Source organism: Ruminococcus sp. D54t1_190329_F1, from assembly GCF_015551645.1.
In the GTDB taxonomy this organism is placed as follows: Bacteria; Bacillota; Clostridia; order Lachnospirales; family Lachnospiraceae; genus Blautia_A; species Blautia_A faecis.
The window spans coordinates 55009-78844 of the sequence record NZ_JADNDC010000004.1 but is presented as its reverse complement, the minus strand read 5'-3'; the positions used below and the strand labels follow the sequence as shown (position 1 = coordinate 78844).

18 protein-coding genes are annotated in these 23836 nt (G+C 44.6%); 17 read left to right on the top strand and 1 reads right to left on the bottom strand.

From position 1 onward, the window contains the following. Window positions 1-76 precede the first annotated feature (76 nt). Complete coding sequence (locus tag I2D69_RS02605; protein WP_195379345.1) at window positions 77-982, bottom strand: AraC family transcriptional regulator; 906 nt, start codon at window positions 980-982, stop codon at window positions 77-79. Window positions 983-1336: 354 nt separating this feature from the next. On the opposite strand from I2D69_RS02605, the gene I2D69_RS02600 reads away from it, so the two are divergent. The 17 genes from I2D69_RS02600 to I2D69_RS02520 all read left to right on the top strand — a co-directional run bounded on the left by I2D69_RS02600 (window position 1337) and on the right by I2D69_RS02520 (window position 23566). After that, window positions 1337-2269 (top strand): dihydrodipicolinate synthase family protein, encoded by a 933-nt coding sequence (locus I2D69_RS02600; RefSeq protein ID WP_195379344.1) that lies wholly within the window; start codon window positions 1337-1339, stop codon window positions 2267-2269. Between the two features lie 193 nt (window positions 2270-2462). Then, window positions 2463-3512, top strand: a complete 1050-nt coding sequence (locus I2D69_RS02595; RefSeq protein WP_195379343.1) for a sialic acid TRAP transporter substrate-binding protein SiaP — start codon at window positions 2463-2465, stop codon at window positions 3510-3512. A 234-nt stretch (window positions 3513-3746) separates the two neighbouring features. Next, window positions 3747-4241 (top strand): TRAP transporter small permease, encoded by a 495-nt coding sequence (locus tag I2D69_RS02590; RefSeq protein WP_173735351.1) that lies wholly within the window; start codon window positions 3747-3749, stop codon window positions 4239-4241. Beyond that, window positions 4238-5524 carry a TRAP transporter large permease gene (locus I2D69_RS02585; protein WP_173717181.1) on the top strand — a complete coding sequence of 429 codons (1287 nt, stop codon included), beginning with the start codon at window positions 4238-4240 and terminating at the stop codon, window positions 5522-5524. The genes I2D69_RS02590 and I2D69_RS02585 overlap by 4 nt, the downstream gene beginning before the upstream one ends. A 363-nt stretch (window positions 5525-5887) precedes the next feature. Beyond that, on the top strand, window positions 5888-9493 hold the full coding sequence (locus tag I2D69_RS02580) for a glycosyl hydrolase (RefSeq protein ID WP_243243750.1): 3606 nt from the start codon (window positions 5888-5890) through the stop codon (window positions 9491-9493). A 21-nt stretch (window positions 9494-9514) separates the two neighbouring features. Beyond that, entirely contained in the window at window positions 9515-9973 is a 459-nt protein-coding gene (locus I2D69_RS02575; protein WP_195379342.1) for a YhcH/YjgK/YiaL family protein, read from the top strand. A gap of 157 nt (window positions 9974-10130) precedes the next feature. Next, entirely contained in the window at window positions 10131-10682 is a 552-nt protein-coding gene (locus I2D69_RS02570) for an ECF-type riboflavin transporter substrate-binding protein (RefSeq protein WP_148461353.1), read from the top strand. Window positions 10683-10972: 290 nt separating this feature from the next. Next, on the top strand, window positions 10973-12697 hold the full coding sequence (locus I2D69_RS02565; protein ID WP_195379341.1) for an ABC transporter ATP-binding protein: 1725 nt from the start codon (window positions 10973-10975) through the stop codon (window positions 12695-12697). Continuing rightward, entirely contained in the window at window positions 12687-13517 is an 831-nt protein-coding gene (locus tag I2D69_RS02560) for an energy-coupling factor transporter transmembrane component T (RefSeq protein ID WP_148461355.1), read from the top strand. The genes I2D69_RS02565 and I2D69_RS02560 overlap by 11 nt, the downstream gene beginning before the upstream one ends. A gap of 325 nt (window positions 13518-13842) precedes the next feature. Beyond that, window positions 13843-14067: a hypothetical protein gene (locus tag I2D69_RS02555; protein WP_173716769.1), complete on the top strand. Its 225-nt coding sequence runs from the start codon at window positions 13843-13845 to the stop codon at window positions 14065-14067. A gap of 293 nt (window positions 14068-14360) precedes the next feature. Next, window positions 14361-15584, top strand: a complete 1224-nt coding sequence (locus tag I2D69_RS02550; RefSeq protein ID WP_173716770.1) for a M28 family metallopeptidase — start codon at window positions 14361-14363, stop codon at window positions 15582-15584. A gap of 12 nt (window positions 15585-15596) precedes the next feature. Beyond that, window positions 15597-16133, top strand: coding sequence for a hypothetical protein (locus tag I2D69_RS02545; protein WP_173718009.1), 537 nt, complete (start codon window positions 15597-15599; stop codon window positions 16131-16133). Window positions 16134-16237: 104 nt separating this feature from the next. Further along, window positions 16238-16978: a LytTR family DNA-binding domain-containing protein gene (locus I2D69_RS02540; RefSeq protein ID WP_173718010.1), complete on the top strand. Its 741-nt coding sequence runs from the start codon at window positions 16238-16240 to the stop codon at window positions 16976-16978. Between the two features lie 202 nt (window positions 16979-17180). Next, window positions 17181-17402: a hypothetical protein gene (locus I2D69_RS02535; protein WP_173718011.1), complete on the top strand. Its 222-nt coding sequence runs from the start codon at window positions 17181-17183 to the stop codon at window positions 17400-17402. A gap of 445 nt (window positions 17403-17847) precedes the next feature. Next, window positions 17848-18777 (top strand): cysteine synthase A, encoded by a 930-nt coding sequence (gene cysK / locus I2D69_RS02530; RefSeq protein WP_173770576.1) that lies wholly within the window; start codon window positions 17848-17850, stop codon window positions 18775-18777. Between the two features lie 419 nt (window positions 18778-19196). Then, window positions 19197-19856: a hypothetical protein gene (locus I2D69_RS02525; RefSeq protein WP_173770577.1), complete on the top strand. Its 660-nt coding sequence runs from the start codon at window positions 19197-19199 to the stop codon at window positions 19854-19856. After that, window positions 19853-23566 carry a leucine-rich repeat protein gene (locus tag I2D69_RS02520; RefSeq protein WP_195379340.1) on the top strand — a complete coding sequence of 1238 codons (3714 nt, stop codon included), beginning with the start codon at window positions 19853-19855 and terminating at the stop codon, window positions 23564-23566. Before I2D69_RS02525 ends, I2D69_RS02520 begins: the two co-directional genes overlap by 4 nt. The last annotated feature ends 270 nt before the right edge of the window (window positions 23567-23836 follow it).

Here is a 23836-nt window from a genome sequence, read left to right as displayed (position 1 = left end):
TGATTTTTCAAACACGCTCTGGACGCGGAATAAAAAATGCTGCAAAATCATTTTTGCAATGATTTTGCAGCATTTTCTATGACTGGGAAAAACTTTTGCGGTATGCCGCCGGGCTGTAGCTCAGAGTTTTTTTGAAAACAGAGCAGAAGTAATTGCTGGAAGAAAAGCCCAGCTGGTAAGCAATGTCTGTAATGGAATCATCTGTGGTCTTCAGAAGCATCTGTGCCCGGTCCATTTTCTGGAGGGTAATGTATTCAGCAGGGGTAATTCCCAGTTCCTCTTTAAATTTGGCTTTAAAACGGGAAAGAGAATAGTTGGATGCCTGGGCAAGCTCCTGAAGAGTAATGGGACTTTCAATATTCTGCTCAATGTATTTCAGCGCATGTCCGATGTCACTGTTCAGCTGTTCAGTGATCTCTTCCTGGGCTGGAACTGCAGTCAGGTAGTTCAGGCTGGCAAGTACACAGGTCAGATACTGGACACCGGCAATGGAGTCGGCTTCTGTTCCGTAAGAAATCAGGTTAAAGGCAGTGCGCAGCATGGAAATCTGGGAACTGCCTACATGATACAGGTGCTGATCCATATTCAAAAGCCGATGGCACAAAATATTGCTGTAATGCTGGTTCAGCCCAAGGAAATTATCGTGCTCCTTCAGATCCAGCTGCATTGCAAAAAATTCGCAGCGGTTCTGGGCAATACGTCCTGTAGTGTGAAGCTCATAAGGTCTGGTGATAAAAAGGTTATTTCCGGTAGCACAGTAACTGGTGCGGACACCGCCTTTCATAACGTAAGTCTTGCGCTGGCCTTTCACCATAAAATGAAGCTCAATGATATCAGAGTGATAATGCAGAGGAACCGGAACGCCAGGTGCCATAGGTGTAAAATGAGAAAGATTTCTAAGCCCCGGGATCTTATGTTTATCTGCTGTTAATATTTTTTTATGTTCGTTCCATATGTAATCGTCAAATATTTCCTGTTCCATTCAAGTCGCCTCTTCTTATGTCCGTGAATTATTGTGTTGCAGTCTGTTTTACTACTGTTCACTGGTAACGTTCCGCGAAGTGTGTTACTGTGAACGAAGTGAACCGTAACTCTGCTCTGTTTACAGCACTATGCTGTGCTATTTTGTATTCTTTTTTGTACAAAGTTATAAAATAGTACTAAATATTTTGCTGAAAGCAATTTTAAATTATTTATATTATACTATAGTCACAGTTGAAAAGCAATTGCGCGGTTGCAGTGGATAGTAAATGTTGTTGTTCATTCCGTTCATAAAAACACATCGCGGAACGTTACCGGTGAACAGTAACAAGTAAACATCAAGAGGGAGAAGAGCATGAAAAAAACAATTGCAGGCGGCGTATGGCCGGTTATGATTACACCTTTTACAGAGGACAACAAGATCGACTATGATGCAGTCCTTCGAATCATTGAGTGGTATGACAAGAACGGTGTTGACGGAATTTTCGCAGTATGCCAGTCAAGCGAAATGTTTGAGCTGAGCCCACAGGAGAGAGTGGAGCTTGCAAAATTTATTATCAACAATACACCAAAGCATATGGGAGTTATCGCTTCCGGACATTGCGCTGAGAAGGTAGAGGATCAGATCCGCGAAGCTCAGACTGTAATTGATGCCGGTGTAGATGCATATGTTTTCATTTCCAATCAGTTTGCAAAAGAGAACGAGAGCGAAGATGTAGCTAAGAAAAATATTGAATATCTTCTGGATCACATTGATGGAGATATGTTCGGTGTTTATGAGTGCCCGGCACCATACAAGAGACTTCTTTCACCAGAGCTTCTGAAATGGTGTGCAGAGACTGAGAAATTTGCATTCCTGAAAGACACCTGCTGTGATCTTGATCAGCTGGAAGCAAAATGCAAAGCAGTTGAGGGCACCGGATTAAAGATTTTTAATGCAAATGCAGCAACACTTCTTCGCAGCATGGAAATGGGATGTGCAGGATACTCAGGAGTTATGGCAAACTTCCATCCGGATCTTTATGTATGGCTTTGCAAGAACTATAAAGAGCAGCCGGAGAAAGCACAGGAGCTTATGAACTTCCTTGGTGCTGCTTCCATGGTTGAGTGCCAGGTATATCCGGTAAACAGCAAATACCATATGAATCTGGTAGGTGTGCCGATGACACTTCAGTCAAGAAGACAGGATTATAAGCTTCTTACAGGAAGCAAGAAATTAGAAATTGAAGAGTTCTGTGCGATCACAGAGACCTTCCGCAAGAGCTTTTTGGAAAGTAATCAGAGATAACTGCCAGAACGGTGGGGACCGTGAGGCAGATGCGAAAGGTATTGAAAGGGCCGGGGATAAAGGTTACTTCTTGTCAGAAGGGCAGGAAGGCCGGCTGAAAGGTATTTCTTAAGATTTGTAATTGGGGTTACAAATATACGTGAAAAAAGGGAAACAAAAACACATAGTGTGTAAAAATCAGGAGGATGAGAGAATGAAAAAAAGATTAATGGCAGCAGTATTATCAACAGCTATGGCAGCAACAATGCTGTTAACAGGAAGCATCAGTGTACAGGCAGCAGATGCTGCAGCAGCAAATGACCCGGCAGTAGAGCTGATCTTTACATCAGTATCTGTAAGCGGTGACTCCCATACAGAGGCTATGTATGAGTTTGCAGATAAAGTAGAGGAATTATCCGGTGGTTCCGTAACATGTAAATGCTACGACAACGGTTCTCTGTTCTCTTCTGAGAACGAGTTCGATGCTCTTCTTAACGGAGATGCAGATCTGGCATATATTTCCTTCCCGACAATTGCAACACAGATTCCGTCCTACAGCATGTTTGCTTCCGGATATCTGTTCAGCTCTTATGAGCATATGACAAGCGTTCTCAACGGTGACATCGGACTTAACAAGATCCGTCCACAGATTGAAGAGACACTGAACATCAAACCTCTTTCCAGCTTCTATCTTGGAAGCCGTGTAATCAACACAAGAGAGAAAGAGATCAACAGCTACGATGACATGAACGGATTACTTCTCCGTATGCCGAACTCCGAAGCATGGCTGTTCCTTGGTGAGGCACTTGGTGCAAACCCGACACCACTTTCCTTCAGTGAGCTGTATACTGCACTTCAGACTGGCGCTGTAGATGCACAGGATAACCCGCTTCCAAGTATCGAGAGTGCAAAATTCTATGAAGTAACAAAATACATCGCAATCACAAACCACGTTGTTGACTCCATCATGCCATGTATCAACGGTGACACATGGAACAGCATGACAGAGGCTCAGCAGGAAGCTGTTACTGAGGCTATGGAATATGCAAGAGACGTAAACGATACAGCAAGACTTGACAGAGAAGCTGAGCTGATCAAATTCTTTGAGGAGCAGGGACTTACTGTTACATATCCTGACATCAACGAGTTTAAAGAAAAAGTTCAGGCTAAGTACATGGAAAACGAAGATATGATCAAAGACTGGAATATGGATCTTTACAACGAAATCCAGGCTATGGCTGATACAACAACCGCAGAAGAGTAAACTGAATTGTCGTGACAACAGGCAAGACATAGTGATTAACTATGAATTGACAGCAAAACTTGAGACATCTGTCTGACTTATAACAAAGAAAAGTCCCAGGCTGTGTGTACGGCCTGGGCTTTTTAACAAAGAACAGATTTTTTGCCTGTCTGCACAGGTGAAACCTTTTGCAGTAGTGTCTGCAAAAGGGAACAAACCGATGGCAGAAAAGTGAATCTGAGAGGAGAGGAAACTGTGGATAATTTCAAAAAGATCGGGAAAAAGATCGTCGATTTTCTTGGCGTTTTTATCCCAAACATTACGTTTTTGGTAATTTTCCTTACCTTTATGGTAACGATCGTATCCAGATATTTTTTCAAAACCCCTGTAACATGGAGTTATGAGGTATCTGTTCTGGGTTACATGTGGACCATGTTCTTCGGCGTTGGTAAGGCAATGGAGGCTGATGAACACGTAGTATTTGGTCTGGTTTACGATGCTGTAAAACCTCGTACCCAGTTTATTTTTAAAGTAGTTTACAATACATTTCTTTTAATCCTGCTGGTAATCTGTTTTGTACCGTGTTTCCAGTCCATGGTTGGAAAGAAAATGGTGACAGGAGTTCTGAAGCTTCCATATACAGTTGTTTTTGCACCATTTATGTATATGCTGGCTGAGATCATTGTCAGAACCTGTATCAATATCAGAAATGCATTTAAAGAATACAAGGAAGGAGGAAAAGAATCATGAGTATGCCGATTATTATGTTGTTTGTGGTTATGGCTATCTGCTTCATAATCCGTATGCCTGTTTCTTTCTCCATGCTTGCAGCTTCTATTACATATTTTCTGCTTGCAGCTCCGGACAAACTGGGCCAGGTATTTACCGTTATCACTGGTAACATGTTTGCGAACTATACCATGCTTGCAGCGCCGCTGTTTATTTTCATGGCAAATGTGCTGAATGAAGGTGAGGTAACAGACAAGCTGTTCTCCTTCTGTAATGGTCTTCTTGGAAGATTAAAAGGTGGTACAGCACAGGTTAACGTATTTATTTCCCTTATTTTCTCCGGCATGACCGGTTCTGCTATCGCAGATGCTTCCGGTATTGGTCTGATGGAGATCGACCAGATGAAAAAAGAGGGCTACGACGCAGAGTTCAGCTGTGCCATCACAGCCGCTTCTGCAACGGTAGGACCGATTTTCCCGCCAAGTATTCCGATGGTTATTTACGCTATGTTATCTGGCGCTTCCATTGGTAAGCTGTTCATGGGCGGTATGGTTCCTGGCGTTTTACTTGCCATTCTTCTTATGATCTATGTTGCGTTTATTTCTCATAAGAGAAATTATCCGGCTGGTGTGGTCATGAGTAAGAGAGAGTTCCTGAAGGCTACCGTGCAGGCTCTTCCGGCGCTGTTTACAGTTGTAATCCTTCTTGGCGGAATTTATTCCGGTATCTGTACTCCTACAGAGGCTGGTGCTGTTGCTTCTGCATACGCACTGATCATCTCAGCACTGATTTACAAAACACTGGGATGGAAAAAGCTTTGGGGTATCATCAAGAAATCCGCTGCAAACACAGCTACACTGGCTCTCCTTTGCGGAACTTCCATGCTGTTCTCTTACATCATCTCTTTGGAGCAGGTTCCGAGAGTTGTTGCAAGTCTGGTTATGGGAATCACAGATAACAAGTACATTTTCCTGTTTATCGTAAACATCGTATTCCTGCTTCTTGGCTGTGTACTTGATGTAAGTACTATCCAACTGGTATTCGTACCAATGGTTCTTCCGTTGGTACAGGCTATGGGTATTGACCTTGTTCATTTCGGCGTTGTAATCTGCCTGAACATGATGATCGGTCTTTCCACACCGCCATTTGGTATGCTGTTGTTTATTGTTTCGGGACTTGGAAAAACGAAGATCAAGGGTGTCATACGGGAGATTTTGCCGATGGTACTTATTATGATCGGGCTGTTGTTCCTGGTTACTTATGTACCGGATATTATTATGTTTATACCTAACAACTTCATGTAAAATATGAACTTGGGTAGTATGAAAGGGACTGTTTTGCAGTCCCTTTTGTTGTATCGGGAGGCGCGGTTACCCGGACGCACTTTCGCAGCTGATATTCCACGCGGGGCGGTGCAACACTGCGGCGAGCTAACTGTTAACTACGACTAAATCGTTCAGGAGAGCCTTCACGATTAAGTCTTCGTAAGCAGTGGATCTCGCCTCCGTTAAGGGCGCACCTGGAAATGCCCCGCTTAGGAATATCAGTTGCGAAAACGCTGTGTATTGGTAACGAATGGATACAATAAAAGCGACGGTGCTGGTGATGATGGAATAGGGAATTTAGAACAATAATGTAATGTGGGACTATAAGAGGAGGACATGAGGATGGGCACATTGGATGAGGTAAAGGGATTGATTAAGAATCCGCCGAAGGAGTATCGGAGTGCTCCTTTCTGGGGGTGGAATGACAGGCTTCAGAGGGAGAATCTGGGAGAGCAGATAGAGGGATTTAAGAAGGCGGGAATGGGGGGATTTTTTATTCATTCCCGTGAAGGGCTGGAGACGGAGTATCTTTCCACAGAGTGGATGGAGGATGTGAAGTTCTGTGTGGATAAAGCCCGGGAAAATGACCTGGAGCTGTGGATATATGATGAGGATAAATGGCCGTCGGGGGCTGCGGGAGGTATGGTCAGCAAGGTAAATCCAGCGGAGTTTACGGCCAGGGCGCTGACGATGGAGTGCGGGAAAGCAGGAGAGCTGGCGGTGCCGGCGAAGCTAAGTACCGAGGAAGAAAGGATAGTTACTGAGGACTCGGATTCGTTAATGTGCGGCGGGAATCGAAGCGTGGACGAAAATTCCATGTCCGGTAGGAACGGCGGTGAAGGTTTGGCAGTGGAAGAAACTATGGAGACAGAGTTTCTTCAAGGTATTTATGTGATTCAGACAGAAGCGGACGGCAGATTTATTAAGAGGATGAAAGAATATCCGACTTATGAGGAAGCTGCTGGAGCTTGCGGTGTTGATGAAGAGATTCTGCTTCTGCGTCAGGAGATTTCTGGTAAGAGCGAGTGGTACAATGGCTTGATGCCGCCGGATAATCTGAATCCGGAGAGCGTGAAGACATTTTTGAAGTTGACACATGAGCATTATGAGGAAGTGTTTGGCGGAAGTTTTCCAAAAGAGGTGAAAGGATTTTTCACAGATGAGCCTAACTGCTGTGATTTCTTCAGTGTTTTCCATGAAGGCAGACCGTGGATTCCGTGGAGTATTGGATTTACAGAGTATTTTATTGAAAAGAGAGGGTATGATCCGCAGGAGAAGCTGCCTTATCTGTTTTTCGATGGGGAAGGGGCGGAGAAGATCCGTCATGATTATTGGAAGACAGTGGCGCAGCGTTTCGAAGAAAGCTATATGAAGCAGGTTTATGAGTGGTGTGATAAACGAGGGCTTCGTACTACGGGACATATTTTATATGAGAACGACCTGGGCTATCAGACACGTGTGTGCGGCGCGGCTATGCCTCAGCTTCGTTATCTGCATAATCCGGGCATTGATCTTCTGGGGGCGCAGACAGATGAGTATCTGACTGTGAAGCAGTGTGCAAGTGTGGCGCATCAGTATGACCGCTCCATGACGATCAGTGAGGCTTATGGCTGCACTGGCTGGGAGCTGGATTTTTCCACTCAGAAATGGTTGGGAGACTGGCAGTTCGCGCTTGGAATTACGAGACGTTGTCAGCATCTTGCACTGTATTCCATTACTGGATGCAGAAAGCGGGACTATCCACCGGTTTTCAACTATCAGAATACCTGGTGGGATGACAATGATAAGATGGAGAATTATTTTGGTCGTCTGGCGCTGTGTCTTTCCCAGGGGGAGCCGGTGCGAAAGGTGTTGATGATCCATCCGATTTCCAGCATCTGGACCGAGTGCCGCAGTGACCGGGCGGAGGATTTCAATCATCTGGAAATGAATATGGGATGGCTGGATGAGCATATTACTTCTTTAAATCGAAAAGGTGAGTATTATAACCGGATCGCAAAAGCGCTGACTGCAGGGCATGTGGATTTTGATTTTGGAGATGAGATCTTGTTGGAGCAGGATGGAAAAGTGGAAAATGGGCTGTTTGTGGCAGGAAAGTGCAGCTATCAGGTGGTTGTAGTTCCGGGAGTGAGCAATCTGTTTGCAAACACGGTGAAGCTGCTGAAGGAATTTCTTGCAGCTGGTGGAACGGTGATCTGGCTGAAGCCGTATCCGGTGATGATTGAAGGAGAACGGATCGGTAGTAAGCAGATCTGCGTTGCTAAGAGATGGGATAAAAAAATAGACAGTGAAGATGTAAATGAAGAGAAATCTGACTGCAGGAAAGTGTGTGGAAAATATGGTGATATCCGGGATGTTTTAGATGAGGAAGCATTTGTCCATACGGTTGAGCATGAATGGGAGCTGACGGAAGCTGTGGCGAAATGCACCGGAAAAGATTTTACTGTGCGAAATGCCAGCGGCGCAGAGGATGGCGAGATTCTTTCCATGCTGAGAAAGACAGAAGATGGACATATTCTTTTCCTGACAAATCACGATCGGAACAATGCACATCAGGTTTACATAAAACTAGACTGTGGAGACGCTGTGGAAGAGCTTGACCCGCTGACAGGGGAAGTTCGTGAGGTGGAAACTGTTGCGGATGGAGAGGGCGTTTGCTTTACCAGGACATTCGAGACGGGGATGAGCCGAATTTATTTTGTGAAGAAAATAATAGGGGCTGGACAGATTATTAAAGAGATAAATAGTGTTGAAGACAAATGTGGAATTGAGGAAGATACTACCGTTGTGGACTTGGCGGCTGTTTCTGATGGCGTAAATGCGGTGCATGAAATGACAGTGAGCAAAGCTGCCACATTCCCATACAGACATCCGCATTACACAGATCCCGTATTAGCTACATTCGGTCCGGACGCGAAATTAAGAAGAACTATGGAGAATGTGCTGACGATAGATAAATGTACTTATGAGCTGGGGGTTGCTTCAGCAAATAAAATTTGTGACGGAAATGCTATGGTGGAAGATAAAGATCTTGACGCAATTGTAGAGCAGGTATCAGAATTCAGACATGGCAGCGAACTGTCAGAAGCAGGAAGCGTCTGTGAGTCCGCAGAGATGGAAATCTGGCAGGCGCAGAAGGAAATTCGTGAGAAATTGCGCATGCAGCAGGTTTACTATAACGGTGCACCTCAGCGATATACCTGGGTGGATCAGCCACATCCGGCAGATGGAACACCATTTACCATGCATTTCCGGTTTAATGTTGCAGAAGACATTTCCAGTGAATGCAGTTTTGTAATTGAGAAGCCTTATGGTCTGGAAGTTTACTTCGATGGCGTGAAATGTGCGCAGACCGGCAAATGGTTTATTGACAAAGACATGCGTTGTTTCGGACTTCCTGCTTTGAGTAAGGGGGTGCATCGGATTACCATAAAAGGCAGTTACGACCAAAAGCGGGAACTGGAAGATGTATTCGTAATTGGAAATTTCGCCGTAGATATGTCTGGCAATATTTCCAGGGAAAAAGAAATTCTGCATACTGGTGATTGGAGCATGCAAGGTTATGTAAACTATCCTGGCGGTATGATTTACCAGTACAAGGTGCCACAGTTGATTTCCGATAAGCAGGTTCTTCTTCATTTGGGTGAGTGGAGAGGTACCCTTCTGAAAGTCAGAGTAAATGGTAAGGAAGCTGGTTTTCATTTCGAAAAGAAGAACTGTGTCACAGATGTAACTGGTCTTTTCGAAAAAGAAGAGAATACTCTGGAAATTGAAGTTTCAGGAAGTCCAAGAAACATGTTCGGCCCATTCCACCAGTCCTACACCGGCTGCAGCCGAATCAGCTGGGCTGATTTCCGCACCGAGGGAATGTTCCATACGGATGGGAAGGTGCTGAAGCCTTATGGTATGATGGGGCAGAGTTATATTTGTGAGTATGAAGAGCAGTAAAAAATAACAGGAGGATTTATCATGATTGCAGATTACGCAGACAAACTGAATTCCTACGAGGAGTTCAAAGACTATGCTGACATGGTGCAGCAGTTCATTAAACGACAGAAAGAGGAGAATCTTCCAGAAGGCAGATACGATCTGGAAAATGGTATTTTTGCTTTGGTGCAGAAATATACCACCAAGCCACTGGAAGGTGCACAGATGGAATCCCATAAGAAATACTGCGACCTTCAGTATATTGTAGAAGGCACTGAAAAAATCTATTGGGCTTCTCTTCGCAAGCTTACTGTGGAGGATGACCGCACCCCGGAAGCTGACATTCTTTTCTATAAAAGCGGTCCAGAGCAGGGGTACACTCTTCTGGAGGCTGGCATGTTTGGTTTCTACGCTCCTGAAGACGGTCATATGCCCTGCATTGCCGTAACAGAAGCCCAGCCCGCAACGAAAATTGTGTTTAAGATTCCGGTGAAAGGCTGAAATACTGTGGATTCAGATTGACAAGCTCTTAATAAAGCGTATACTATAGCGTGTTAGAGCCTGCTTGAAAAAACATTCCCGCAAATTGTGACGCACATCTTGCAGAAAGCCTTTATCAAACACGCTCTAGTAAGACACATAGTAGGAGGAAAGAGCTATGAAAAACAACAATAGTATCAAAACCGTAGTTGCTATCGGTATCGGTGCAGCACTGTTCTTTGTGCTGGGACGCTTTGTGGCGATCCCTAGTCCGGTTCCGAACACAAACATCAGTCTTCAGTACGCAGTACTTGGACTTCTTGCAGCAATGTATGGCCCGGTTGCAGGCGGACTCATTGGTTTCATCGGACATACACTGATCGACCTGTCCTGGGGTGGAAGCCCATGGTGGAGCTGGGTTATCACATCTGCATTTGTAGGTGTTGTGATCGGTCTGTTCGCCAAGAAGCTTCAGGTTCAGGAAGGCGATTTCGGAAAAGGCAAAGTTGCCGTTTTCACAGTTGCAAACGTGATCGCACATGTTGTAGGATGGGTAGTTGTTGCACCTGTACTTGACATTGTAATCTATGCTGAACCGGCAAACAAAGTATTTGCACAGGGTGCATTCGCCGCTGTTTCAAACACCATCACAGGTGTTGTAGTCGGCGGTCTTCTGATCCTGGCTTATACAAAAACAATTGCAAAGAAAGGCTCCCTGGATCAGGAATAAGTTGAAAGGGAAATTTGTAAAAGACCTTGCTATGGGGAAACTTGTGGCAGGGTCTTTTTTGATGCATAATTTTATTGGATCCAAAAAGTAAATTTCGCAAGATTTATGCAAAATAAGATAAACTTTGGTAAGAAATTTTATTGTGGATTTAAGAAATTCGTGTTATCCTTTTGAGATGGTGTAAGGTGTACACTTATAGAGATGCAAATTGTTAAGTGGTTCTGAAGCGGTCACATTATTTACAAATTGACGATGGATTCGCTTCAGGATATTTGATTTTGAGGTACTATATGACAGAGAAAAAATCTCCTATTATTTCTTTCAAAAACTTTTCTTTCCAGTACCGGGCACAGAAAAAGCCTACGCTGAAGGAAATTAATCTGGATATTTATCCCGGCGAGCGGGTGTTGATCGCAGGTCCTTCCGGCTGTGGAAAAAGTACTCTGGCAGGCTGCATCAATGGCCTGAATCCTTTTTCCAATCCAGGAGAATGCAGCGGGGAACTTATTGTGGATGGTGTGGATGCGCCGAAGAGCAGTATTTTCCAGCTCTCTGCATATGTAGGCACAGTGCTGCAGGATCCGGATGGTCAGTTTATCGGGCTGACAGTTGGTGAGGATATTGCCTTTGCATTGGAGAACAGCTGCATGCCGCAGGATGAAATGCATGAGATTACCCGTCACGCGGCAGAGCTGGTCGGAATTCAGGATCATCTGGATTACGCGCCCCACGAGCTTTCCGGAGGGCAGAAGCAGCGCGTCAGCCTGGCGGGGGTAATGGTGGATCAGGTGAAAATCCTATTGTTCGACGAGCCATTGGCCAATCTGGACCCGGCTACAGGTAAGCAGACTATTGAGCTGATCGACGAGATTCAGGAAAAAACAGATACTACGGTGGTGATCATTGAGCATCGTCTGGAGGATGTTTTGTGGCGAGATGTGGACCGTATCGTTCTTATGGGCGATGGAAAAATTCTGGCAGATCTTCATCCGGATGAGCTTTTATCCACCAGACTTCTGGAAGAAAATGGAATCCGGGAGCCCCTTTATCTTACTGCGCTGCGTTATGCAGGCGTGGAACTGGTTCCGGCGAAGAAGCCGGCACATGCCGATTCTGTTGTGATAGATGAGGCGGACCGGAAGAAAATGACAGACTGGTTCTGGTCTCGTCCGGCAGCAGAGGCTGAGAAGGAACATGAGCCGCTGCTTGAAGTAAGAAATCTTACCTTTGGTTATGAGAGAGGCAGGCAGACCTTACGTGATGTTTCTCTTACAATCCACAAGGGTGAAATGGTCAGCATTGTGGGAAAAAACGGTGCCGGAAAATCTACTTTTTCCAAACTGGTCTGCGGCTTTGAGACACCAGATTCCGGTGAAATCCTTTTCCAGGGAAGGGATCTTCTGCAGGAAAATATCCGCCACAGAGCCAAACATATCGGCTATGTGATGCAGAATCCCAATCAGATGATTTCCAAGACCATGATTTTTGATGAGGTGGCACTGAGCCTTCGCAATATGGGAAAAAGCGAGGAAGAGATTCGGGAAAAAGTGGAGGAAACTTTGAAAGTCTGCGGACTTTTCCCATTTCGGAACTGGCCGGTATCGGCGCTTAGCTTCGGGCAGAAGAAGCGTGTGACCATTGCCAGTGTGCTGGTGCAGGATCCGGAACTGATCATTCTGGATGAGCCGACTGCGGGACAGGATTTTCGCCATTATACAGAGATTATGGAGTTCCTTCGTGGGCTGAATGAAAAAGGGGTAACAGTTGTGATGATTACCCATGATATGCATTTGATGCTGGAATATACGCCTCGGGCACTGGTTTTTGCAGATGGCAGGCTGATCGCGGATAGAAGCGCGGCAGCAGTTCTTTGTGATCCACAGCTGATCCGTCAGGCGGCACTGAAGGAGACCAGTCTTTTTACCTTGGCGAACCAGCTGGGAATCAGTCCGGCGGAAGAGTTTGTGCAGCGTTTTATTGAGGAGGACAGGGAGGTGCGAAGCCATGGCCGCTAAGACAGTGTTGAATTATCTGCCAAGGGAAAGTGTGATACACAAGCTGACAGGTACCACCAAACTGGCGTTTTTCCTGCTTTTTACTTTTGCAAGTATGATCACTTATAATACGTGGGTACTGCTTGGGCTGTTTGCGGTGAGCCTGGCGGCGTTTAAACTGAGTAAGATTAAGTTCCGCGAAGTGCGGTTTATGATGATTTTTATGCTGGTATTTCTGGTGTTGAATAATCTGTTTATTTTCCTGTTTGATCCTAACCAGGGAACGACGCTGTATGGCACCAGACATGTGCTTTGCCACCTGTTCTGGCGGTATGATCTGACTGCAGAGCAGCTGTTTTATATGGTGAATATTTCTCTGAAATATTTTGTTGCGCTGCCGGTTGCAATCTTGTTTATTTCTGCAACGAACCCAAGTGAGTTTGCTGCTAGCCTGAACAGTATTGGAATTTCCTATAAAGTGGGTTATTCTGTGGCGATTGCGCTTCGATACATTCCAGACATTCAGCGTGACTACCATAGCATCAGCCAGGCTCAGCAGGCAAGGGGCGTAGAACTTGGAAAAAACGAGCACTTTTTTGCCCGGCTGAAGAATTCGGTGAATATTCTTCTGCCGCTGATCCTGACCAGCCTGAATCGGATTGATACTATTTCTAATGCAATGGAGTTGCGTGGGTTCGGAAAGGATAAGAAGAGAACGTGGTATATGAAGAGACCTTTTGAGAAAAGGGACTTCGTGGCAATTGGAGTTGGCGTGCTGCTGCTGGCAGTAAGCCTGACGGTGACGATACGGTGGGGGAGATTTTATAATCCGTTTGTGTGAGGGAATTGAATAATATGAAAGATATGAGATGGCTGTGCGAGGGGGCTCGCATGGCTATTTCTTTTAAAGTAAATTAAGGAGTGTACATATTATATTTGGTTATTTGTGGGGGGAGACAGATATAAAAAGAAGCATGACTGTCAAGAAGGAGATTGGATGCAATCTTTAAACGCACTATTAGTAAAACATTGGAAAAGGCATTCTATGGTCAATCATATGAAGTGAAAATTTTATGGTCCCTTCTTGTATTCTGAATTTGTGCGTGTTACTATGAACCTGTAGATATCTTTTGATCTGTGAAGCGTTTCCTGCGTAAGGAGGAAAAATGAGCAGAAAGCCACAGAACAAAAGAAAAAGGGACACTGCTTACCATCCGGAGCTGCATACAAGAGATGTGAACAGTTGTGAGATTTTCAAAAACGATACACTTGTCAGCCAGTTTTTGAGAAATTATACGAATATTCCATTGTTTGCGAATGTTCAGCCTGAAGATATCAAGGATGTATCCAGCAAATCAACTCTATTTACAGCAATGCGCCGGAAGCGATAAAAGAAATTTACAAGAAGATTTTATGGACTTTACTAATAAAGATGAATGTGCCCGTGGACGAGGCAAGAGAGATGATGGGCGAGATTGGAGGTCGTGGAATGGGTTATCTGTTTGAAAAAAGAGCAAATGTAACCGAAAACTAAATTTAAGTAAGGGAAACAAATCACGATGAAAGGTATTAATACGTAAAATGTTATAAACTTAAGTGAAATTTATAAAAACAAACCTCCGGTTCTCAGGGACACTCTGAGAGCCGGAGATTTTATCTTCAATTCACAAAGGAGAAAACCATCATGAATTTATCCAATATTTTCGAATCCACCGATTTCGTCCACGCCAGTGGCACGAAGGAGGAACTGCAGGTTGCTGAATTTCTGAAAGCGCAGTGCGAGGCGCTAGGAGTGCCAGCGAGGCTGGAGGCTTTTCGGGTTGCTATGGGAGAGATTGAATCTGCGCATTTGTTTGCAGATGGGAAGGAAATCACCTGTAAGGCGTTTAACTGCTGTGGCAGCGGCAGCGTAGAGGGAGAGCTTTATTATATGCCGGGAACGGATCCTGTTTCCATAGCAGGTGCAAAAGATAAAATTGTACTGATGGACACTCAGGGAGTTGGATTTTTTGTTTACCAGGATCTGATAAAAGCAGGAGCAAAGGGAATTATTTTCCAGTACGGAAATATGTATTATCCAAATACAGATATTGACCAGCGCGATCTGCGCGAAGCCGTTGTAGGGGAAGAACGGAAAGTTCTTTGCGCCATGATCCATTCCAGCCAGGCAGTAGAACTGGTGAAAAATAAGGTGAAGAACATTCGTCTGGAGGTTTCCCAGAAAGAGTACGACGGAGAGTCCCACAATGTAATTGCAGAGCTTCCTGGCAGACGGGACGAGTTTATTGTGCTTAGTGCCCATTACGATTCCACTTCTTTATCCCACGGCGCTTATGACAACATGAGTGGCTGCGCAGGTTTGCTTGGAATTATGGAACAGCTGAAGGGAAAAGAACTGAACTATAGTCTTCGTTTCGTATTCTGCGGAAGTGAGGAGAGAGGGCTTCTGGGCTCTAAAGCATATGTGAAGGAGCATAAAGAGGAACTGGACAAAATAGTGCTGAACATTAATCTGGATATGATTGGAACTTATATGGGTAAATTTATCTCCTGTGTTTCCGCAGAGGACAAGCTGGCACATTATATATCTTATATGGCAGCAGAAATCGGTTTTCCAATTGAGGCAAAGACCGGAGTGTATTCCAGTGATTCTACACCTTTTGCAGACAGCGGAATTCCAGCACTCTCTTTTGCCAGAATTGCCAGCTCCAATGTGGCACCAATTCATTGCCGCTATGATGTGAAGGAGGTTATGTCCATGGAGCAGCTACAGGGGGATATTGATTTTCTGGTGAAGTTTACAGAACGTTTTGCAAATGCAGCAGTGTGTCCGGTTGCAAGGGAGATTCCGGAGAAAATCAAGAAAGAACTGGATGAGTATCTTGCAAGAAAAAGAAAAGAGCAGTAGGGGAGGCATCCTATGAGTTACATAACCACATACACAAGAAACCATTTCAATCCGGTTCATCCGGAGGCGGAGAAGATCGATATTCAGGATATTGCACATGCGTTGTCGCTGACCTGTAGGGGAAATGGACATGTAAGTTCTTTCTGGTCTGTTGGGGAGCATTGTATTTGCTGTGCGAAGGAGGCTCTTGGGCGAGGGTATTCCAATCGTCAGGCGCTGGCTTGTCTTTTGCATGATGCCAGCGAGTGCTATATGTCAGATGTGCCCCGTCCGCTGAAGCAGGAGATGCCCAGATACCGTGAGGTGGAAGAGCAGCTGCTTCAGGTGATTTATAAGGAATTTCTGGGAAGCAGTCTGACTGATGAAGAAGCGCAGCGTCTGAAAGAAATCGATGATGATCTTCTCTGGTATGATTTAGAGGTTCTTCTGGAAGAGAAACAACCGGGGGATGCACCGAAGCTGCACTTTGAGCTGGATTATACAGTGCGGCCGTTTGTTGAAGTAGAGCAGGAATATCTGGAAATGTTTCAAAAACTGAGCGAATCATAAAAGACAGATTTTTACCCGGAGAATGCGGCATTTATTATGCAGAAATATGAGGGATGGCAGATTCAGAAACAGACCTCAGACAGATTCTATGGGAGGAATTACACATGAACCAGGAGATAAAAATAGCGGTTTGTGATGACCTTGCGGAAGACAGGGAGAATATCACCCAGCTGCTTTCGGAATACACAGACAAAAATAACCTATATGTGAAAATAGAAGAATTTTCTTCCGGGGAGGCATTTTTATCCTCAGATACATCCGTTTATTCACTGGTTTTTATGGATATTTTTATGAGTGGGATGAACGGTATGGAGACGGCGAAGAAGCTGATTTCAAGAAACAGCCGGGTGCAGATCGTGTTCGGGAGCACCAGTACGGAGTTTGCAGCAGAGGCCTTTGATATTGAGGCGCTTCATTACATGGTGAAGCCAGTGAGAAAAGAGAAGCTGTTTCACATTCTGAATCGCTTTTTTGACAGTGTCTACTCCCTGCGGACTGTGAACGTGAAAGTGGGACGGCTGGAGGAGAGCATTTACATTTCCGATATTCTGTATGCAGAAGCAGATGGAAAACGAGCGAAAATTCACACGAAAAAAGGCGTGATAGATGCTTCCATGTCTATGGCAGATCTGGAAAAGGTTCTGCCAGCCAATGAGTTTTGCCGTCCGATCCGGTGGGCGCTGGTTTCCATGAGGGAAATCGTGGCTATGCCTACGGATATTCTGAAGCTGTCGGATAAGACAGAAATCCCCATTAGTCGTCTTAAGCGAAAGGAAATCCAGGATGCTTTTGCAAATTATAGCTGGCGAAGTACGAGACGGCGCATGCGGGGCGGAATCCTGTAAAAGAATTTACAGACTACGTTATAATTATAAAAGGAAAAAACTTTATAGCGTGTTTGAAAAAAGGTTTTCTGTAAAATATACGTTATAATCTGCAGGCGAAACTTGAAACGAAATATTGAGAGAACGTTTCGGACATGTTATGATTTGGAAAATATGAAAAACCTTTAGAAAACATTTTTTTGAAAGCGGAGGACATCATACTATGGGAAAAATTATTAATTTATCAGCAGTACTGGAAAAAGAAGAGAAATTACAGCAGGTTGTAGATTACATGGAGGAACTGAAAGACCAGTTTTCATATTTGATCCAGGAGTATGAGGATGATGGCGCAGATGTAAGGAAAGTCGATACACTGACTGAGGCTCTGGACGCGCTGGAAGATGCATATGAGATGGTCTGTGAAGTTGCTGAGGAAGAGGAGTGATAATTTATTTAAAATAAGGTACATTCAGCTAAAAACACGAAACAACACAACGTGTTAATTAGTACTGGGTGTACTTTTCTTGTATATTGTGGAGATTTTGTAGTGTATAGAAATCGTACAAGCGTCGCTACGCGACGGCTCTAATGTTACTGTGAACTTTGTTCACAAAAAACACCTCGCGGAATGTTACCAGTGAACAGTAACGCTCCAATCTATTTTCTTATATAAAATCCCAAAAACCTATTGACATAGTGGGTTAATAGTGGTAATATCCATTTAACGAATAAATAACCCAGTAAATCAATACGGAATATCGACAATTATTGCCGAAGAAGCAAGCTGGCAGTTACTGGGGGCAGATACAGACATAACAGGCGGGCCGCCATACGGCGACATCACCTCAAATAAATGTAAAGCGGCCGCAGGCGCCGGGAAAGGAATGGATATGGCATACTATAAGGGAACACTTGGATTGATCGGAAACACCCCACTTGTAGAGGTTACTAATATTGAGAAGGAGCTTGGACTGGAAGCTACTGTTCTTGTGAAGCTGGAATACTTTAACCCGGCAGGAAGCGTTAAGGACAGAATTGCCAAGGCTATGATCGAGGATGCAGAGCAGAAGGGAATCCTGAAGGAAGGTTCCGTAATCATTGAGCCAACTTCTGGAAATACCGGAATCGGTCTGGCATCTATCGCAGCAGCTAAGGGATACAGAATCATCCTCACCATGCCAGAGACCATGAGTGTTGAGCGTCGAAACATTCTGAAAGCATACGGCGCAGAGCTTGTTCTTACCGATGGAACCAAGGGAATGAAAGGTGCCATTGCCAGGGCCAACGAACTGGCAGAGGAGATTCCGAACAGCTTCATCCCAGGACAGTTTGTGAACCCGGCGAACCCGGCAGTGCACAAGGCGACTACAGGTCCGGAGATCTGGAAGGACACTGAGGGAAAGGTTGATATCTTCATCGCAGGTGTTGGTACAGGCGGAACCCTTACCGGAACAGGTGAATATCTGAAAGAGCAGAACCCGAATGTGAAAATTGTAGCACTTGAGCCTTCTACCTCCCCGGTATTATCTGAGGGAAAAGCAGGTCCGCATAAGATCCAGGGAATCGGTGCCGGATTTGTTCCGGATGTTCTGAATACCAAAGTTTATGATGAGATTTATAAAGCAGAGGCTGATGAGGCATTTGCCACAGCGAAGCTTCTTGCACACAAAGAAGGAATCCTGGTTGGAATCTCTTCCGGTGCTGCATTAAGCGCTGCAATCGAGTATGCGAAGAAACCTGAGAACAAGGGCAAAGTGATCGTAGCCCTTCTTCCGGATACTGGTGACAGATACTATTCTACACCACTGTTCACTGAATAAAGATACATTGTAAACATACGGTAACTGTGAAGGCATTGCGCAGTTATAGTTTACCAAATAAGAAGCCTCACTATCTGATATCGCTTATACAGAGTTGTTATCAGAGCGGTGAGGCTTTTTTGCGTAATATTACGCTATTATTTTATTTGGTTAGCAACTGTACCGTCAGCATTGATAGTACAATTATCGGTCGGATTGAACTCGAGAATGTACATAAAAATTGCATGCTTATACATAAAAACGACAACTAACTTTTCCGGCGCCGTTTGTGATTGTAAGGGGAAAATAGCTATGCTAAAATGGATTTAGTCAATTATCAAAAATAAATGTAATTGTTCAGTGCTAATTTTCAAAATGCTTTGTATTTCGGCATTTGATTCTGACCAGTTACAAATGAATTTAAGGGAGAGAAAAGAATTATGAAAAGGAAGGCAATCAGCCGGATACTTGCAATTTCGCTGAGTGTTGCAATGTGTGCACAAAGCATTCCGATTTATGCGGCAGAAGAAATTGGGACTTCAGCTGCAGCGGACTTCTTCGCAGAAGATTCTATTGAAAACCAGAGTTTGAATGAAGGCGACGCGGAAACTAACACGGAAACCAACACAGAAACCAACGCGGAAACTAACACGGAATCTAATACAGAAACCAACACGAAAGCCGATGCGACAACCGGCATATCGGAAGCGTATACGTTGGAAGAGAGTAATTCAGCGACCACATCGGAGGAAACGGTTACTGACGAGGATGGATTCTGGTCTGGAGAATCAGAAACAGTTGAATCTTCAGCAAATGGTTCTGGTGGATGGGAATCTGCGGAAATGGATGGAGCAGAAGCGGGAGATGAGGCGGTAAAGCGAGATGCTGCAGCTTTTGTTTCGGGCGACGTGGAAGAAAACGTAGAGGAAACTGGAGAGACAAATGAATTGGAAGAGGCTCTTTCTGAATCGGCAGAGATGACAGAAGGTGATTTTTCCTATGTAATTGTAAATAACAGTTATGCGCGTATTACCAGATATTCCGGAAGTGCCACCAGCGTTCAGGTTCCGTCTACCATAGGTGGTTATGCGGTCAGGTGATCGGAGCGAGAGCATTCCAGGGAAATACAGTGCTGGAAAGTGTGGAGCTTCCCGATGGTCTTACCACCATATACGCCTATGCATTTGAAAACTGTACCAGTATCACCAGCATACATCTGCCAGACAGCATCACCACATTGGGCTATAAAGTCTTTGGAGGCTGCAGCAATCTTGTCAGTGCCAATTATCCGGTGAACTGGGTAAACAGCCCCAGTGGAAACGGATCGAACAGCTATGAATATGGAAATGTATTTTCCGGCTGTCCGAAACTGACCGAGATAGAGATTCCGGAAGGAGTAAAGGTAATCGCGCCGCATAGCTTTGCAAGCTTAACCACACTAACCAGTGTAACGTTGCCATCAAGCCTGACCGAAATCGGTGCATACGCATTCGCAGGAGCAACCGGTCTCACAGAAGTAACGCTTCCTTCCAATACCAAGACGATAAGAGATTATGCATTTGCCGACTGCGCAGGTTTAAAGGATATTTACATTCCAGATTCCACTACTGATATCAGGAAAGCTGTATTCGAAAACTGCCCACAGCTGACGATACATTGCAGTTATTATTCTATGGCAACCATATATGCCATTGAAAATAATATTCCATTTGAGCAAATAGGAACTTATACGGACAGCGCCGAAACCGTCCTGGATCGTTCAGACACCAGCTATTACGGAGACTTCGGAAGTGCCACAGCCAATGGATATGTGGCCATGACAGTACGCTATAACATAAAAGACACATGGAAATCCGCAGTAAGCGACCTGAATGTGAAGCTGGTTCTTCCTTCCAACGGAGAGCTTGACGAATCCACATTAAAGGTGGATGGGGAGTTATGCCAGAACTATAATTTAAAGGACAGGACACTGACCATTCCTGTGAGCGGTACCTCTGGAATTATCCGTTTCAGTATCAAAGCACAGAGTCAGTCGGCAGCACGCAGCTACGCTATTTTGAACTACAAAAAGAACAGAAACTCCAGCCAGGAAATCATCGGTGTACTGAATGAAAGTATTAATCTGTTCACCATAGATGCACCAGATGTTGTATCAAAGCCAACCGTAAATGTTTCCGGTATGGCAAATGCCGGTGGAACTGTTACCCTGCTTGTGAATGAGAAAGAACAGCAGACAGTCCAGGTATCAAAGGCCGGCTTATGGTCTGCCGTCCTTACACTGGAAAATCCTTCCAATTATGAGACCTATAAGATCAAAGCACTCTGCACACAGGCAGATGGTACAACAGAAACAAGAACTGCCGCAGTTACTTATAATGAAGGAGAACCCTCAATCGAGTCCTTCAAAATGTACTATAATGAGCATGACAAAATAAAATCCTACGATCTGACAAAGACAGACGGAGTAACACCTTTGGTGTATTATCTTCCGAAAAGCAAATTTGACTATGAGCTTACCTTTGAAAACCCGGAACAGATAAAGACTCTGTATGTTACAAGCACCAGAAACAACCAGACCAAATATCTGGAAGCAACCTATGAACCAGAAAAAAATGCGTTTGTGACAGACGGATATTTCGATGAATCCGATCACAATTATGTTCCTGGTGTGATCAGCTATGAATATAACAAAACAGTTCCAGAAGTAAAAATGGGACAGGATTTTGACTGGGAGGCTTTGCAGAAAGGACTTCCTGAAGGCGCAGAAAAGGATATTACGGTAAGGAAAAATACAGCAACCGATTATGACGCAACCATTGATCTCAGTAAATTCGGGGAGGATCTGAAAGATGTAGGACTGGATGTCACCATCAGCGTGTTTGACGAGAGCAACGGTTCCAGTATGGGAACATGGAAGGGATTGATCGACGAAGCCAATAAAGATATGGGCTATCTGATCCCGGGGTACGATGACAGCAAGTATATCTGCAACCTGGATTATTCCGACAAAGGCACCTGGTATATGCTGGTAAAGGATGTTACCGGAAATAAATACATTGGATTTATGCTGGACACTGCTACTGAAAATGCCGGGACTCTGGATCAGTACTGGACACTTTCCCAGATTTCCTCCCACCTGTCAACAATAAATAAGGGAGCGTCCATGTTATATCAGAACTATCAGATTGAGAAAGACATGGATGAGCTGAGAAAAGATGTACTGGCTTCCGGCGGTCACTATTCTGACCAGGAATTAAAGGAGAAATTGAAAGCTGTGGATAATCTGGAGAGTGACCAGAAAATGTTTATGATCATGACAGCGATGATTCCACTGGTCGTAGCAGGAGGGGCGATGGGCGCAGGCCCGGTAATTGCGCTGACTGCCATATTGGGAACGATTACAGCAGCTTCCTCATTATTCTGGGATATCAGAAAAGCAGATATTAAAGGGGAAAAATTCAAGCTTCGTTTTGTAGTAGATCCAAGCGGCTATGTGTTTGATCTTTCCACAGGAGAGAGAATTGAGGATGTTACCGTAACAGCTTACTGGATTCCATATGATGAATCTGATGATTTCTGGAATAAAACGCCGTCCCCATCCGAGTATGGAACGAAATGGAATGCGGGGGAGTATAACCAGTACAATCCTCTTCAGACAAATGCAGACGGAAAATATGCATGGGATGTTCCGGAAGGCTGGTGGAGAGTAAAATACGAGAAAGAGGGATATGAAACTACATGGAGTGACTGGATGACCGTTCCGCCTCTTCGAACCGAAGTGAATATCGGTATGGTATCGCAGACAAAACCGTCGGTAGAGCACAGCTGGGATAACGGAACGGTAGTCATAGCAGCGACTTGTACTTCCACAGGAATTATCAGCTATGAGTGCACGGACTGCCATATTACCAGAACAGAGGTTTTACCGGTGAATCCGGACGCCCACAGCTGGGATAACGGAAATGTGACAAAGGAAGCCACCTGTACTGAGGAAGGTATCAGAACCTTTACCTGTGTGAACTGCAGACAGACCAGAACCGAGAAGCTGCCCGCGAAGGGACATGGGGAAACAGAGGTCAGAGGGAAAAAAGCAGCAACCTGTGCAAGTGAAGGCTATACAGGCGACACTTATTGTAAGACCTGCGGAACCAGATTAAGCGGCGGTGAAACAATCGCAAAGACAGAACATACCTGGGGAGAATGGGAAAAGACATCAGATGCTACCGTATTTGCGGCTCAGAAAGAGAAAAGAATCTGTAAGCTCTGCCAGACCACAGAAGAAAGAGACAATGGAAATCCGCTGACTTCCAAAATGACACTTACAGCCTCCAGCCTGAAAATGAAAATAAAACAGACCACAAAAGTGCTCAAGATTTCCGGCATGGAGAGTGGGGACTATGTAGCATCTGTGGTTTCAGGCAACAGTAAGCTTCTGAAAGTAAGCTCCTACACCAAAGACGGTGCAGTTACGCTGAAGGCTCAGAAGAAAACAGGAAAGACGAAACTTACAGTGACTCTGGCTGGCGGTGCAGTAAAAACTGTGAATGTTACCATCCAGAAGGGAACTGTGAAAACCACCAAAATTTCAGGTGTACCGAAGAAAATCACCTTAAAGAAAGGGAAGAAACAGACCCTGGCACCGGTTCTGGCACCGATCACAACCCAGCAGAAAGTGACCTACACCACATCTAATAAGAAAGTCTGCACTGTGACAAAAGGTGGTGTAATTACAGCGAAGAAAAAAGGTACTGCAAAAGTTACGGTACGCTCCGGCAGAAAAAAGGTGGTTATTAAAGTCAAAGTGTGGTAAGTTGCAAGAGCGCGAAGCGGGCTACGCCTACTGAAAGAAGACAAAATATACCGTAAAGCGGGGCGTGCAGATTGTAAGAATGATTAAGGGGCAGACTTTAGAACTGCCAATATTACAGGATGTATGATGCCTCTGATAAACTGCCGTGTCTGATATGTTTAAGAAACATATTGAACACGGCAGTTTTTTTCAAACAGGATAACTGTTTAGTATCTTCACACTGCCTTCTGGATAGTTGTCAAACAGGTTGTGTTGTGCATAAAAATAACA